Origin of the sequence: Bacillus sp. Cr_A10 (genome assembly GCF_029222665.1) — a bacterium.
GTDB lineage: Bacteria > Bacillota > Bacilli > Bacillales_A > Planococcaceae > Psychrobacillus.
The window spans coordinates 129,696-144,521 of sequence record NZ_JARHXR010000008.1; the positions used below are offsets into that span (position 1 = coordinate 129,696).

Consider the following 14,826-nt stretch of genomic DNA (forward strand, 5'->3'; position numbering starts at 1 on the left):
TGCTTTATTTCATCCAATCAGGTCCTTTTTTCTATTCACTTTGTTTAAGGAAAAGGCATATACATAAGTAGAAGTATAAGGGGGAGGGAAAAGGTTGTTACTTTCGGAACTTGCTGAAAAAGAGCTTATCCAAGTAAAAGACGGTGCAAGATATGGAAGACTTGCTAACACCGAGTTACTTTTTGATCCAACTACGGGGAAGATTCAAGGATTTGAGGTATATCAAAAGTCAGCTTCTTTTTTTCAAGGAAATAAAGCAAATAAGAAAAAAGAATTTATTTCGTGGGAAGAAATTATTCTAATAGGGAAAGACCGTATTTTGTTTAATGAAGCAGATTCTTTAAATGATTCAAGTGGTTATTATGAACAATAAGTTAGCAATCATAGGTACCGATGATCGGTTACAGTACCTCAAAGATGAATTATCCGAGAATTTAGAAGTCAAATTATTTTCAACGATGGTTTGGAATGATGAGGTTGAGAACGCAATACACGATTTCCAACCGAATATTGTATTCATGCCCATCCAAGCTATGAAGATGGAACGTCCTTTCGCTTTACCAAGTAAATGCGAATTACTTTTTGTTGGTAAGAAATACGAAGAAATAGAGGATGCATGTAACGAGAATAATAGAAAAGTATTTTACTATTTAGAAGACGAACCGTGGATTTGGGATAATGCAAATCTTACCGCTGAAGGGTTTATTAATTATTTTTATTTAAATGAAAAGCAGTCTGTGTACAACAAAAGGTTTATCATAACTGGTTATGGAAGGGTCGGAAAAAGGCTAGCATATGCACTACATCATTTAGGAGCAAAAGTAATCATATCTGTACGCTCCGAGAATCAATTGTTTGAAGCAAAAAGTTATGGATATGAAATTGAAGCATTAGATTATGTAATTGAAAAATTAAAAGATCCAACAGTTTATTTAGTTAATACAATACCTTCCAAATGGTTAAGTAATGAAGATACAATATTTTTTAATAAAATTATTGATCTTGCATCAAAGCCAGGATGCTTATTAGATTCAAGTGAAAATATTCCAGAAAATTATGCAAACCCAACAAGTCTGCCAGGGATGTATTTTCCTCAAGATGCAGGAAATTTATTAGCTAGGTCTGTTCGAACTCAATTGGCTTTACTAGAGGGGGATAATTTGTGTTAAATGGTCTTAGAATAGGTCTTGGAATAACCGCTTCTCATTGTACTTATGAGGAAGTCATTCCAATGATTAATCAATTTACAGATAAAGGTGCAACTGTTGTTCCTATTATTACGTATTCTGTTTTAACAGCAGCTACTCGTTTTGGAACAGGTGAAGAATGGATTGAAAAAATAGAAAAAGCAAGTGGAAGTAAAGTAGTTTCTAAAATTGTGGAAGCAGAGCCTTTTGGACCGACAAATCCATTAGACTGCATGGTTATTGCACCGATGACTGGTAATTCAATTAGTAAGCTTGCCAATGCACAAACTGATTCACCTGTTTTGATGGCTGCTAAAGCTACTTTACGAAACGGTAAGCCAGTTGTATTAGGTATTTCAACGAATGATGCACTTGGATTAAATGGTATGAATATAATGAAACTGCTTTCTACCAAAAATATTTACTTTATCCCCTTTGGTCAAGACAATCCTCATAAAAAACCAAACTCATTAATTGCCGACTTTACTCAAATCATACCAACCGTTGAACATGCTATTCAATCAAAGCAATTACAGCCTTTACTTATAACTCATTCATTATAAATATAATAGATAGTGTATTTTCATGTATTTTCATGTATAATATGAAACAATATCGCAAAAATGTTTTGATTTTAGGAGGAGAGCTTTTATGTCACAAGGTTATACAGTAGCAGTAGTCGGAGCGACTGGTGCAGTTGGTCAAAAAATTATTGAAAAATTAGTAGAGAGAAGCTTTCCCTATTCGACTTTAAAGCTATTAGCTTCTAAAAAATCAGCAGGTAAACAAGTAGAAGTAAATGGTTCATCCTATACAATTGAAGAAGCAACACCTGATTCTTTTGAAGGAGTAGACGTTGCTTTTTTCTCTGCAGGTGGCGCTATATCGAAAGCATTGGCAAAAGAAGCAAGCAATAGAGGTGCTATTGTTATTGATAACACAAGTGCATTCCGTATGGATAAGGATACTCCTCTTGTTGTTCCTGAAGTAAATAAACAAGCATTACATGAGCAAACAGGGATTATTGCTAATCCGAATTGTTCTACTATTCAGATGGTTTGTGCTTTAGAACCTATCCGTCAACAATTTGGTTTAAATAAAGTAATCGTTTCTACTTATCAAGCTGTTTCAGGAGCAGGGGCTGCAGCAATTGAAGAGCTAACTGTTCAAAGTGAAGCAATTCAAGTGAAAAATCCACAACCACAAATCTTGCCAGTGAAAAGTGCCGAAAAGCATTATCCGATTGCAGGAAACGTTATTCCTCAAATTGATGTGTTCGAAACAGATGGTTTTACATTTGAAGAACATAAAATGATGAACGAGACAAAAAAGATCATGTCTATGCCTGAACTCTCTATAGCTGCAACTTGTGTACGTGTTCCAGTAGTTACAGGACATTCGGAATCTGTCTATATCGAAGTAGATAATGAAAATGTAACAGTAAATGATATCAGAGAAGTGCTTTCAACTGCGAAAGGTATCACTGTACAAGATAAACCGGAGCAACAACATTATCCAATGCCATATTTTGCAGAAAATGAAGACGATGTTTTTGTCGGCCGTATTAGAAAAGATCCTTCAAGCAAGAAAGGCTTCCATATGTGGATCGTTTCAGACAATTTGTTAAAAGGGGCAGCACTTAACTCCATACAAATTGCTGAAGCTTTAATTGAAGAGGGCATACTAAAAGAGGTGTAAGAAAAATGAATATAGGTCAAGTTTCTACAGCAATGGTTACTCCATTTCAAAAAGATGGATCAATCGATTATATAGCAACAGAGAAACTAATTGAACACTTACTTACTAATGGAACTGACTCTCTAGTTGTATGCGGAACAACTGGAGAATCTCCAACATTATCAACAGATGAAAAATTATCATTAATACAATTTGTTGTAGAAAAAGTGAACAAAAGAGTTCCCGTGATAGCAGGAACAGGAAGCAATAATACAGCTGCTTCCATTGATTTATCTTTAAAAGCAGAGGCACTTGGAGTAGACGCTCTTATGATAGTGACTCCTTACTATAATAAACCAAATCAAAGAGGTATGATTGCACACTTCAAAGCAATTGCCAATGCGACTACATTACCAATAGTTGTATATAATATCCCCGGTCGTTCGGTTGTTAATTTGGAACCGGAATCGATTGTCGAATTAAGTGAAATTCCGTCGATTCAAATTGTAAAAGAAGCAAGTGGAAGTTTGGATCAAATGACAAAAATATTAGCAAACACGGAAGAGGATTTTCTAGTTTATAGTGGAGATGACTCTTTAACGTTACCACTGATTGCAATTGGTGGATCAGGAATAATCTCGGTTGCTTCTCATGTTATCGGAACCGAAATGCAAGAGATGATTCAATTATTTCATGCAGGTGAGCATAAAAAAGCATCAAGTATCCATCAACGAATTTTACCAGTGATGAAAGCTTTATTTGAACATCCAAATCCAGTTGTTGTTAAATACGCCCTTTCAAAAATAGGGTTAGAAGTAGGTTCCTTACGTTTACCTTTAGTGGAAATGACTTCAGAAGAAAAAACAGCATTCGATCGAATTTGGGAAAGTTATTTAGAGAGTAAATAATAATAAGAGGCTGTCCTGAAAGTCATAAAAAATGACTTTTTGGGGCAGCCTCTTTCTTCATAGCATCTATTTTAAAAAGTGCGATATTTTCCGTTCCAGGCGGACGCTTTCCGCGGGCGAGCGCCGAGCCTCCTCCTTCGCTACGATCGAGTGCACTGAAAAAGTCTTCAATGAGATTTCATAACAGTATGTGGACGACAAGTTGTTCACATACTCGATTATTATTTGGATCCGTTAATTTCCGTTCCAGGCGGACGCGTTCCGCCGGCATGACTTCAGCCGCTTCCCTCGCTACGCTCAGTCCAGGGTCTTCAGTTCATGCTATTCCGGCAGGAGTCGCCGCCTTCTTCTCCATTCAACTATTATCCGCTTTTCAAATAGATAACCATCTTGCCATTAATAGAGCAAGTTTTTATCACTAACATTTTTTCAATTAGTATTAATAGAAAATCGTTGAAAAAGGCGACACTCCTGCGGGAATAGCGTTAGCCGAAGACCCCACAGCGCAGCGAGGAGGCTAAGGCAACGCCAGCGGAAAGGGAGCCGTTTCAACGATATTTTCTTATTTATTGGACGAAATTATTTAGTAATGCAAATTCTATAGACTTTCAGTGCCCTCAACTTAGGAGAGGAAGGTAGGCTAAGTACGCTCCGTCAAATGGAAGGCAATCTAAGTTCGCCGCGTCCTGCGGCAATTATTGCATGACCCAACATCGTGTTGGACCAAGCGGCTCGGAACTCGCCCGCGGAAAGCGAGCGGTAAGTTTCGGAAAACATGGTTTGTCAAAAGACTTAGACTGAAGACATGTTTAGTCTTTTTATGTGATTTGCAAGTAGATGAAAGTAACTGTTCTTTAATTATTCAAAGTAGTACAAAGCTATTTTCAAAAGGTAGAGGGAAACAGAAAGAAGGTCGCTATATGATTGCCCTTCAAAAAGTCCTTGTAATGTTGAAACCAAACTCTTTCCAATGCCTTTCGCTAGCGTGATGAAAGAGATTTAATGCTTAAAGCACCACAATAGGCACTTTTTTAATTTATACTAATTCATATGAGTATGCGTTATGCTTTTATTATTGTGCGAATCGTTGACGTTCGATATAATGAAAACTAGTGGATGTTGGTCGGGTTAATTTTAGGAGGAAAACAATTGGTTAAAGTAAAAAATGAACTTATTCGAATTATACCGCTTGGTGGAGTGGGAGAAATCGGAAAAGCAATGTATGTGGTAGAAATTGACGAAGAAATATTCGTAGTAGACAGTGGACTTATGTTCCCAGAAAATGAAATGCTAGGTATTGATATTGTAATACCAGATATCACGTATTTAGAAGAAAATAAGAGTCGTGTAAAAGGTATATTTTTAACTCATGGACACGAGGATGCTATTGGTTCAATTGCGTATTTATTGCAAAAAGTACAAGCACCAGTGTATGGATCTAAGTTAACAATTGCTTTAGCTAAAACTCATATGAAAGCTTTGCCTACAAAGCAACAGGTTAAATACTTTGAAGTAACGAATAAGAGCCGTATGAATTTCCAAAATACGTATGTGACTTTTTTCCATACGACACATAGTATACCAGATTCACTCGGTATTGTTTTTCATACTTCAGAGGGCGCAATTGTGCATACAGGAGAATTTAAATTCGACCAATCAGCTAAAGGAAAATATCGCCCTGATATCGCAAAAATTGCCGGATTAGGTGAAGAAGGCGTATTTATTTTATTATCTGATTCAACGGAAGCAGAAAGACCAGGATATACAACTTCAGAAGCAGTTATAGAAAACCAATTATCAGAAACATTCCACGCTTCTCAAGGACGTATCCTTGTATCTTTATATGCTTCAAATTTTATACGTATTCAACAAGTATTAGATAAAGCTGCAGAAACTCATAAAAAAGTTGCGATAGCAGGAAAAAGCCTAGAAAATATATTTGAAATTGGGTTAGATTTAGGCTATTTTACAGTGGAAGAAGACACCATTATTCCAATAAAAGAGATATCGAAGTATAACGATAATGATATAGTTGTAATTGTATCAGGCAATCAAGGGGAACCCCTAGAAGCATTAGAAAAAATGGTTCGTAAACATCACAAAGATATAAAAATTAAAGACACAGATACAGTATTAATCACGTTTACCCCTTCTCCTGGTATGGAGGTTGGGATGTATTCAACGATGAACCAAATTGCTAAAGCGGGTGCAAAAGTATTGACTTCAGAAAAAAATGTCCATGTTTCTGGACACGGAAGTCAAGAAGATTTAAAAATGATGCTTAACTTAACAAAGCCGACTTATTTTATTCCAATTCAAGGGGAATATCGTATGTTAATGGCTCACTCTAAATTAGCTCAAGATATCGGTATGTCTAAATCAGAAATTTTTATTGCAGATAAGGGAGATATTGTCGAATATAAAAATGGAAAAATGAGAATGAGCGGAAGAGTTCAAGCTGGTAACGTATTAATTGATGGTATTGGTGTAGGGGATGTAGGTAATATTGTTCTACGTGATCGTAAGCTTTTATCGCAGGACGGTATATTTATAGTTGTTGTAACATTAAACCGTGCTCAAAAGAAAATTGCTTCTGGACCAGAAATACTTTCAAGAGGATTCGTATATGTTAGAGAGTCCGAAGAGTTAATGGATGAGTCTGCTAAACTAGTAAAAGCAGTTGTTGAAAAATATGTGAATAAAGAAACGTTTGAATGGACAAACATAAAACAAGAAATCCGCGATACGCTAAATTCATATTTATTCCAACAAACAAAACGACGTCCAATGATCATCCCGATTATTATGGAATATTAATGTGAGTATATAAGGATTTCCTTTCCGATTATTGCGGAAGGAAGTCCTTTTTATCATTTTGAGGAAAGCAGGTGACTTAGATGGCACAAAAAAGGAAAAAACCAGTCAAAAAAGCAGCAGCCAAAAAAACGTTACATCCATTAATGTATGAAATTATTGGATTAATCGTTATTGGAATTGCAATTATCTCGTTTTATGAATACGGCCTTGTCGGAAAAAGTTTAGCGTATGTAGGTTATTTTCTATTCGGTAATTGGCATATTGCTGTACCGTTTCTATTAATTGTTTTTGCACTAATTATTATGATTAAACAAACATTTCCTTCTTGGAATCATCGACTTTTATTAGGTTTTGCCTTTGTATTAAGTAGTCTTTTGTTATTTAGTCATTTATCTCTCTTTGAACAGCTCTTTAGTGGAAATGCATTAGTAACAAATTCTGTACTAAGAGAAAGTTATAGAGTATTAGTAGAAAGTGGAGGAATTACAGATAGAAGCAGTTCACTTGGTGGTGGAATGATTGGTGCTATCCTGTTTGCCTCTTTTCATGTGTTGTTTGATGCTGCTGGAGCAAAAGTAGCTGGATGGCTATTGCTATTTATAGGTATAGTATTAATAACAGGTAAAGCACTAGTTCCTTATTTAGTTGAGGTATCTCCTAAATTTAAAGAGTTGTTTAAAAGACGTAAGAAAAAATCAAAACCAGTAGTATCGGAGAGAAAAGCAAGAAGAACAAAAAAAGAAATGGTCCAAGAAGAAGCAGTTACTATCCACGAGGAAAAAACTCTTCCATTAGAAGAAGAAATAATTCAAGATTCGGCTCCTATCATTTCTGCATTTACGGAACGAATTTCTAAAAGAGAAGAGTCAACAGAAGCTCCCGAACCATTAGAAATTAATATGGAATCAGAAGTTATTGAAAATGAAGATTATCAACTCCCATCGATGTCACTTTTAGATTCACCTACTCACAGTGATCAAAGTGGAGAATTAAATGCAATTCAGGCGAATGCAAAAAAGCTAGAACAAACTTTTTTAAGTTTTGGAGTAAAAGCAAAAGTTACTCAGGTTCATTTAGGGCCAGCAGTTACAAAATATGAAGTGCTTCCTGATGTAGGAGTAAAAGTAAGCCGTATTGTAAGCCTACATGACGATTTAGCTTTAGCACTTGCAGCGAGAGATATTCGAATTGAAGCTCCAATTCCAGGGAAATCTGCAGTCGGTATAGAGGTTCCGAATAAGGAAGTTGCAATTGTTAGCCTGAGTGAAGTGCTAGAATCCAAAGAAAATAACAAGCCTAATCTAAAGCTTCTAATTGGTTTTGGTAGAGATGTGACGGGACAAGCTGTATTAGCGGAACTAAACAAGATGCCTCATTTACTCGTTGCAGGTTCTACCGGTAGTGGGAAGAGTGTTTGCATTAATGGAATAATAATCAGTATTATGATGCGAGCTAAACCTCATGAAGTGAAAATGATGATGATTGACCCTAAGATGGTAGAGTTGAATGTGTATAATGGCATTCCCCATCTTTTAGCTCCAGTTGTGACAGATCCAAGAAAAGCTTCACAAGCCTTGAAAAAAATTGTATCGGAAATGGAAAGAAGATATGATTTATTTTCTCACACAGGAACACGAAATATAGGTGGATATAACGAACACATTGATAAATGGAATGAAGAAAATGAAGAGAAACATCCAAAACTTCCATATATAGTTGTAATAGTTGATGAGTTAGCAGATTTAATGATGGTAGCTTCAAGTGATGTGGAGGATTCTATTACGAGACTTGCACAAATGGCACGGGCAGCTGGTATTCATTTAATAATTGCTACACAACGACCAAGTGTGGATGTTATTACGGGTATTATTAAAGCAAATATTCCTTCGAGAATAGCATTTGCAGTATCTTCTGCTATTGATTCACGAACTATATTAGATATGGGAGGAGCAGAAAAACTTTTAGGGCGTGGAGATATGCTTTTCCTACCTGCTGGAAGTTCGAAGCCTGTCCGTGTTCAAGGTGCATATTTATCAGATGCTGAGGTAGAACGAGTAGTAGATTTTGTCATTGAACAACAAAAAGCAAATTATCAGGAAGAAATGATTCCAGATGAAGTGGAAGAATCTTCAGAACAACTAGACCGAGATGAGTTATATGAGGATGCTTTGCAATTAGTAACAGACATGCAGACTGCATCTGTCTCCCTTTTACAACGTCGTTTTAGAATCGGATACTCTCGTGCTGCTCGAATTATTGATCAGCTCGAAATGGGTGGAGTTGTTGGTCCATATGAAGGAAGTAAGCCACGGCAAGTGCTTATATCTAAACAAGCGTTAGATGAAGAAATATGAGGACATATATAATTATTTTTTTGCAATTAGTATCACACTTTGAAGATATAATATGACAAAAACATTACATTTAGTTAAATTTTACGTTAAATCTTTTATTCTAATATTAATAAAAGTATTTATTTCAATCATTAAAAATGTTATAGTATGACTGATTAGTAGGAATCTTTTACATCGGAGGTCTGATCTCTTCAAAATGGTGGTGTTTTCGTTGACAATCAAAATAGACCATCGTCATCTGTATCTTCAAGTAATTGATCGTCTTAAACAAGACATTGACAATGGCATATTCAAAGAAAAGGAAAAGCTTCCGTCAGAATTTGAATTAGCTAAAACGCTTGGAGTAAGTCGTGCAACTTTAAGAGAAGCACTTCGCTTATTGGAAGAAGAAAATGTCATTATTAGAAGACATGGTGTCGGCACATTTGTTAATTCAAAGCCTGTTTTTACTTCAGGAATTGAACAATTATCTAGTGTTTCATCCATGATTCGAAGTGCAGGAATGGAACCGGGAACAATTTATCTTAGTTCTATGCAATCACTTGCTTCTGAAGATGATATAAAACGCTTTCAGTGTAGTGAAGAACAATCAATAATATCGATGGAACGAGTCCGTACTGCAAATGGTGAGCCAGTTGTATATTGTATAGATAAAGTTCCAGAAAATTACTTGCCAAATGATTTTCTTGTTAGAGAAGAAGGTTCTATATTTAATGCATTAGAGGAATCGGGAGAAATTAGAGTTTCGCATGCGGTAACATTTATTGATCCAGTGGGATATCATGAAATTGCTTCACCGACGTTAAACTGTGAACCAGAAACTTCATTGCTTGTATTAAAACAACTTCACTACGATGAAAATGATCGTGTAGTTTTGTACTCGAAAAACTATTTTCGAGCTGATAAATTTAGCTTTCATGTTGTTCGGAAAAGGGTGTAAAAAGATTTAAATTCCTGCTAATAAGAAAAAAAATGGGGGTTTTCAATTTGACAAAACGTAAATTTGGATTAGGACTGTCACTTGTACTTGCTGCTGGAACAATTCTTGGAGCATGTGGTGCAAAAGAAGATGAGGCTACTCCTTCAAAAGGTAATGAAGGTTCAGGTTCAACTGCAAGTGAAGCAAAAGACTTTTCTTTAGCAATGGTAACTGACGTTGGTGGAGTAGATGACAAATCATTTAACCAATTAGCTTGGGAAGGTATTGAAGCATTTGGGAAAGAAAACGGTCTTGAAAAAGGTGACGGTGGATATGATTACCTTCAATCTGCATCAGACGCTGATTACAATACAAACTTAAATAACTTAGTTCGTCGTGACTTTGACGTAGTTTATGGTATTGGTTTCCTAATGGAAAAACCAATTGCAACTATTGCTGAGCAACAAAAAGATGCTCAACTTGCTATCATTGATGCTATTGTTGATGCACCAAACGTTGCTTCTGTAATGTTTAAAGAGCAAGAAGGTTCATTCTTAGCAGGTGTAGCTGCTGCTCTAATGTCAGAATCTAAACAAATCGGATTCGTTGGTGGAATGGAAATTCCAGTTATCGAACGTTTTGAAGCTGGTTTCTTAGAAGGCGTTAAAGCTGTAGATCCAAGCATTAAAGTAGATGTTCAATATACAGGGAAATTTGATGATGCAGCACTTGGTAAAACTACTGCAAACCGTATGTACTCTTCAGGAGTAGATATTATTTTCCACGCAGCTGGTGGTACTGGTAATGGTGTATTCGCTGAAGCAAAAGAACGTAAAACAAAAGATGCAAATGCTAACGTATGGGTAATCGGAGTTGACTCTGACCAATACGAAGAGGGTGCAGTTGGTGATACTAACGTAACTCTTACATCTATGCAAAAACGTGTTGACGTAGCAGTTCAAAACATTGCAAAAGAAACAATGGCTGGAAACTTCCCAGGTGGAAAAACAGTAACTTATGGTTTAGCGGAAGAAGGAGTTGGCCTTGCTGATTCTCGTGGAGCTATTCCAGAAGATGTTCTAGCAAAAGTTAAAGAGTTCTCTGATAAAATTGCTTCAGGTGAAATCGTAGTACCTGAAACAGTAGAATAATTTTGTAACGCACATCATAAAGGCCGAGTTATCGGTCTTTATGATTCTTTAATTAGTAGATGAAAGATTTTAAATATTTAAAGTCTTCATTAGATTTTTGAGTCTAATTTAATAGATAGACATTTCAGGTTATAAGGGTTATTGATTATGAAACTATTTCCAATAATCTATAAGATGAAAATTTAAAGTCTTTCTTGTATTAATTTTGTACTAGTATAGTAGGGAGTGAATTCATTGGATTATGTAATAGAGATGCTTGGCATTCGTAAAGAGTTTGGATCGTTTGTTGCAAATGATAACATTACCCTTCAATTAAAGAAGGGAGAAATTCATGCTCTGCTAGGGGAGAATGGTGCTGGAAAGTCCACTCTCATGAATGTTTTATTTGGTCTATATCAACCAGAAGCTGGTGAAATAAAAGTTAACGGGAAATCAGTTAAGATAACTGATCCAAACGTTGCCAACGATCTTGGAATAGGTATGGTACATCAGCATTTTATGCTTGTAGAAAATTTTACGGTAACTGAAAACATTATTTTAGGTAATGAGTTAACGAAAAATGGAACTATCAATATTAAAGATGCTTCAAAAAAAATACAGAAATTATCCGAGATGTATGGTTTAGATGTAGATCCAAACGCAAAAATTGAAGATATTTCTGTAGGTATGCAACAACGTGTTGAAATCTTGAAAACACTTTATCGTGGAGCAGAAATTTTAATTTTTGATGAACCTACTGCTTCTTTAACACCTCAAGAAATTCATGAACTAATTCAAATTATGAAAAGACTTATCCAAGAAGGAAAATCTATTATTTTAATTACGCACAAATTAAAAGAAATAATGGACGTTTCTGATCGTGTTACAGTCATTCGTAAAGGTGTAGGAATTGGAACAGTTATTACTGCCGAGACAAATCCAAATGAACTTGCTTCTCTAATGGTAGGAAGACAAGTCGACTTTAAAACAATTAAGGAAGAGGCCCATCCTACTGATGACTCGCTTATTATTAAAGATTTAACTGTTACGGATTACAGAGGAATTGAAAAAGTTAAGGGATTAAACTTAACAGTTCGTAAAGGAGAAATACTAGGGATAGCTGGTATTGATGGGAATGGACAATCCGAATTAATAGAAGCTATTACTGGCCTTCGTAAAGTTAAGAAAGGTACTATTTCTATCAATGGACAAGATGTTACGAACAAAAAGCCTCGTCAAGTGACAGAAGCAGGAGTTGGGCATATCCCACAAGATCGTCATAAACATGGTTTAGTATTAGACTTTTCAATAGGGCATAATATTGCGTTACAAACATACTATTTGTCACCTATTTCGAATAAAGGAATTATGGATTATGGGAAAGTATCGGAGCTAGCAAAAAAAGTAATTAGTGACTTTGATGTTCGTACTCAAGGTGAAGATACACTTGCGCGTTCCTTATCAGGAGGAAATCAACAAAAAGCAATTATTGGTCGTGAGATTATTCGAAATCCCGAACTTCTAATTGCTGCATTACCAACGAGAGGTCTTGATGTTGGTGCTATCGAGTTTATTCATCAACGCTTAATCGAACAACGTGATAATGGAAAAGCAGTACTACTTCTTTCATTTGAATTAGATGAAGTAATGAATGTTTCAGATCGTATCGCGGTTATTCATGATGGCCAAATTGTTGATACTGTGTATCCGAAAGATACAACTGAGCAAGAGCTTGGCTTGTTAATGGCAGGTCAAAGCATAAGAGAAGAAATTGAAGTGAACCAGGGGGATAAACAGCATGTCGAATAGAGTAGTAAATATTCTTGTCCCTGTTATATCGGTTATTTTAGGGTTGCTTGTCGGAGCTATCGTCATGCTAGTTAGTGGATATGATCCAGTACAAGGTTATATTGCATTATGGAATGGTATTTTTGGAGATTCATATGCAATCGGAGAGACAATCCGTCAAATAACACCATACCTTTTATCTGGTCTAGCAGTGGCTTTTGCGTTCCGAACAGGATTGTTTAATATTGGGGTAGAAGGACAACTTTTAGTTGGCTGGTTCGCAGCTGCATATGTTGGTGTAGCTTTCGATTTACCAATGTATATACATCTTCCATTTGCTATTATTGCTGCTGCATTAGCAGGTGCTATATGGGCATTTATTCCTGGATTATTAAAAGCGAAGTTGCAAGTTCATGAAGTAATTGTAACGATTATGATGAACTACATTGCACTTCATACAACAAATGCCCTTATCCGGATTATTTCGGATGGAGGAGATAACACAGGTACTATTAAAGAGACCGCTTCATTAAAGTCGGCATTTTTTGAAAGTATGACTGACTTTTCACGCTTACATTATGGTATTTTCATTGCTCTTGCGATGGTTTTATTAATGTGGTTTATCTTAGAAAAAACTACGACTGGTTACGAGCTAAAAGCAGTTGGTTTTAACAAAAATGCTTCTCAATATGCTGGTATGAATGTAAATAAAAATATTATTTTATCTATGGTTATTTCTGGGGCTTTTGCTGGTCTAGCTGGAGCTATGGAGGCACTTGGTACATTCCAATACGCGAATGTAAAAGGTGGATTTACTGGAATAGGTTTTGACGGTATCGCCGTAGCCCTTTTAGGTGCGAATACTCCACTTGGAGTGGTTTTCGGAGCAACTTTATTTGGGGCTTTAAAATATGGGGCTTTAAATATGCCGAACGCAGCAGGAATACCTGTTGAAATTGTATCGATTGTTATTGCAATCATTATTTTCTTTGTAGCTTGTGGTTACGTTATTCGCTATTTCCTTGAAAAAATGAACAAGAAAAAGGAGGCGAAATAATATGAGCTTTTTAGATGTTCTATATTTCATTATTCCATCGGCTATTTTCTATGCTGCTCCATTAATCTTTACTGCCATTGGTGGGGTGTTTTCTGAACGTTCAGGTGTTATTAATATTGGACTTGAAGGTTTGATGGTAATGGGAGCATTTATTGGTATATTATTTAACTTAATGTTCGTAGATACTTTTGGAGCCTTTACTCCTTGGGTTTCATTACTTGCAGCTATGGTTGTCTCAGCAATTTTTTCTTTAATGCATGCAGTTGCAGCAATATCTTTCCGTGCTGACCAGACCATTTCTGGGGTTGCGATCAATATGCTTGGTGTCGCAATTGCATTATTCTCAGTGAAAATGATTTATGGTAAAGGTCAAACAGATTATATTCAAGAACGTTTTATACGATTTGACATACCATTTTTAAGTGATATACCGGTGATAGGACCAATGTTCTTTAAGGATGTTTATTCAACGTCGATTTTAGCTGTAGCTATAGCGATTCTAGCTTGGTTTGTTATTTATAAAACTCCATTTGGATTGAGATTACGTGCTGTTGGTGAACATCCGATGGCAGCAGACACGATGGGTGTAAATGTTACAAAAATGCGCTATATAGCGGTTGTATTATCTGGAGCTCTAGCTGGTATAGGGGGAGCGGTTTATTCGCAATCTATCTCAGGAGAGTTTAGCCATACTACTATAAATGGACAAGGATTTATGGCACTTGCAGCAATGATTTTTGGTAAATGGCATCCACTTGGTGCTCTAGGAGCGGCTTTATTCTTTGGTTTTGCTCAAGCGCTAAGTATTGTGGGAGGGCAAATTCCTTACATTGACCAAATACCAAGTTATTTCTTACATGTACTACCTTATGTCTTGACGATCTTGGCGGTTGCTGGATTTATAGGTAAAGCATATGCACCGAAAGCAAGTGGAATTCCATATATAAAAGGTAAACGATAAGTTTTTAAACGTTTATTTTGATCGTCTT

Annotated in this window: 12 protein-coding genes; all 12 read left to right on the top strand. The window is 36.0% G+C overall.

Annotated features, from left to right (window positions below; all coding sequences use genetic code 11):
* Positions 1-94: 94 nt before the first annotated feature.
* The 12 genes from P2Q73_RS06355 (at position 95) to P2Q73_RS06410 (ending at position 14,798) form a co-directional block, all read left to right on the top strand.
* Positions 95-373 carry a YlmC/YmxH family sporulation protein gene (locus P2Q73_RS06355; protein ID WP_053589932.1) on the top strand — a complete coding sequence of 93 codons (279 nt, stop codon included), beginning with the start codon at positions 95-97 and terminating at the stop codon, positions 371-373.
* Entirely contained in the window at positions 345-1,169 is an 825-nt protein-coding gene (locus tag P2Q73_RS06360) for an NAD(P)-dependent oxidoreductase (protein ID WP_275785015.1), read from the top strand. Before P2Q73_RS06355 ends, P2Q73_RS06360 begins: the two co-directional genes overlap by 29 nt.
* Entirely contained in the window at positions 1,163-1,750 is a 588-nt protein-coding gene (locus P2Q73_RS06365) for a dipicolinate synthase subunit B (RefSeq protein WP_053589930.1), read from the top strand. Before P2Q73_RS06360 ends, P2Q73_RS06365 begins: the two co-directional genes overlap by 7 nt.
* Before the next feature lie 88 nt (positions 1,751-1,838).
* The gene (locus tag P2Q73_RS06370; protein ID WP_056829323.1) at positions 1,839-2,885 is read left to right on the top strand and encodes an aspartate-semialdehyde dehydrogenase; all 1,047 of its coding nucleotides are present in this window, start codon (positions 1,839-1,841) and stop codon (positions 2,883-2,885) included.
* 5 nt (positions 2,886-2,890) lie between these two features.
* Entirely contained in the window at positions 2,891-3,772 is an 882-nt protein-coding gene (gene dapA / locus P2Q73_RS06375; RefSeq protein ID WP_275785019.1) for a 4-hydroxy-tetrahydrodipicolinate synthase, read from the top strand.
* A 1,149-nt stretch (positions 3,773-4,921) separates the two neighbouring features.
* Positions 4,922-6,589 (top strand): ribonuclease J, encoded by a 1,668-nt coding sequence (locus tag P2Q73_RS06380; protein ID WP_056829327.1) that lies wholly within the window; start codon positions 4,922-4,924, stop codon positions 6,587-6,589.
* A gap of 80 nt (positions 6,590-6,669) precedes the next feature.
* A complete protein-coding gene (locus tag P2Q73_RS06385; protein ID WP_056829329.1) occupies positions 6,670-8,943 on the top strand; it encodes an FtsK/SpoIIIE family DNA translocase in 2,274 nt (757 codons plus the stop codon).
* 211 nt (positions 8,944-9,154) lie between these two features.
* Positions 9,155-9,883 carry a GntR family transcriptional regulator gene (locus tag P2Q73_RS06390; RefSeq protein WP_053589925.1) on the top strand — a complete coding sequence of 243 codons (729 nt, stop codon included), beginning with the start codon at positions 9,155-9,157 and terminating at the stop codon, positions 9,881-9,883.
* Positions 9,884-9,930: 47 nt separating this feature from the next.
* Positions 9,931-11,013, top strand: a complete 1,083-nt coding sequence (locus P2Q73_RS06395) for a BMP family lipoprotein (protein ID WP_056829330.1) — start codon at positions 9,931-9,933, stop codon at positions 11,011-11,013.
* 234 nt (positions 11,014-11,247) lie between these two features.
* Positions 11,248-12,801 (top strand): ABC transporter ATP-binding protein, encoded by a 1,554-nt coding sequence (locus tag P2Q73_RS06400; RefSeq protein ID WP_056829333.1) that lies wholly within the window; start codon positions 11,248-11,250, stop codon positions 12,799-12,801.
* Positions 12,791-13,837, top strand: a complete 1,047-nt coding sequence (locus P2Q73_RS06405) for an ABC transporter permease (RefSeq protein WP_056829335.1) — start codon at positions 12,791-12,793, stop codon at positions 13,835-13,837. The genes P2Q73_RS06400 and P2Q73_RS06405 overlap by 11 nt, the downstream gene beginning before the upstream one ends.
* 1 nt (position 13,838) lies before the next feature.
* A complete protein-coding gene (locus P2Q73_RS06410; protein WP_056829337.1) occupies positions 13,839-14,798 on the top strand; it encodes an ABC transporter permease in 960 nt (319 codons plus the stop codon).
* Positions 14,799-14,826: the final 28 nt, after the last annotated feature.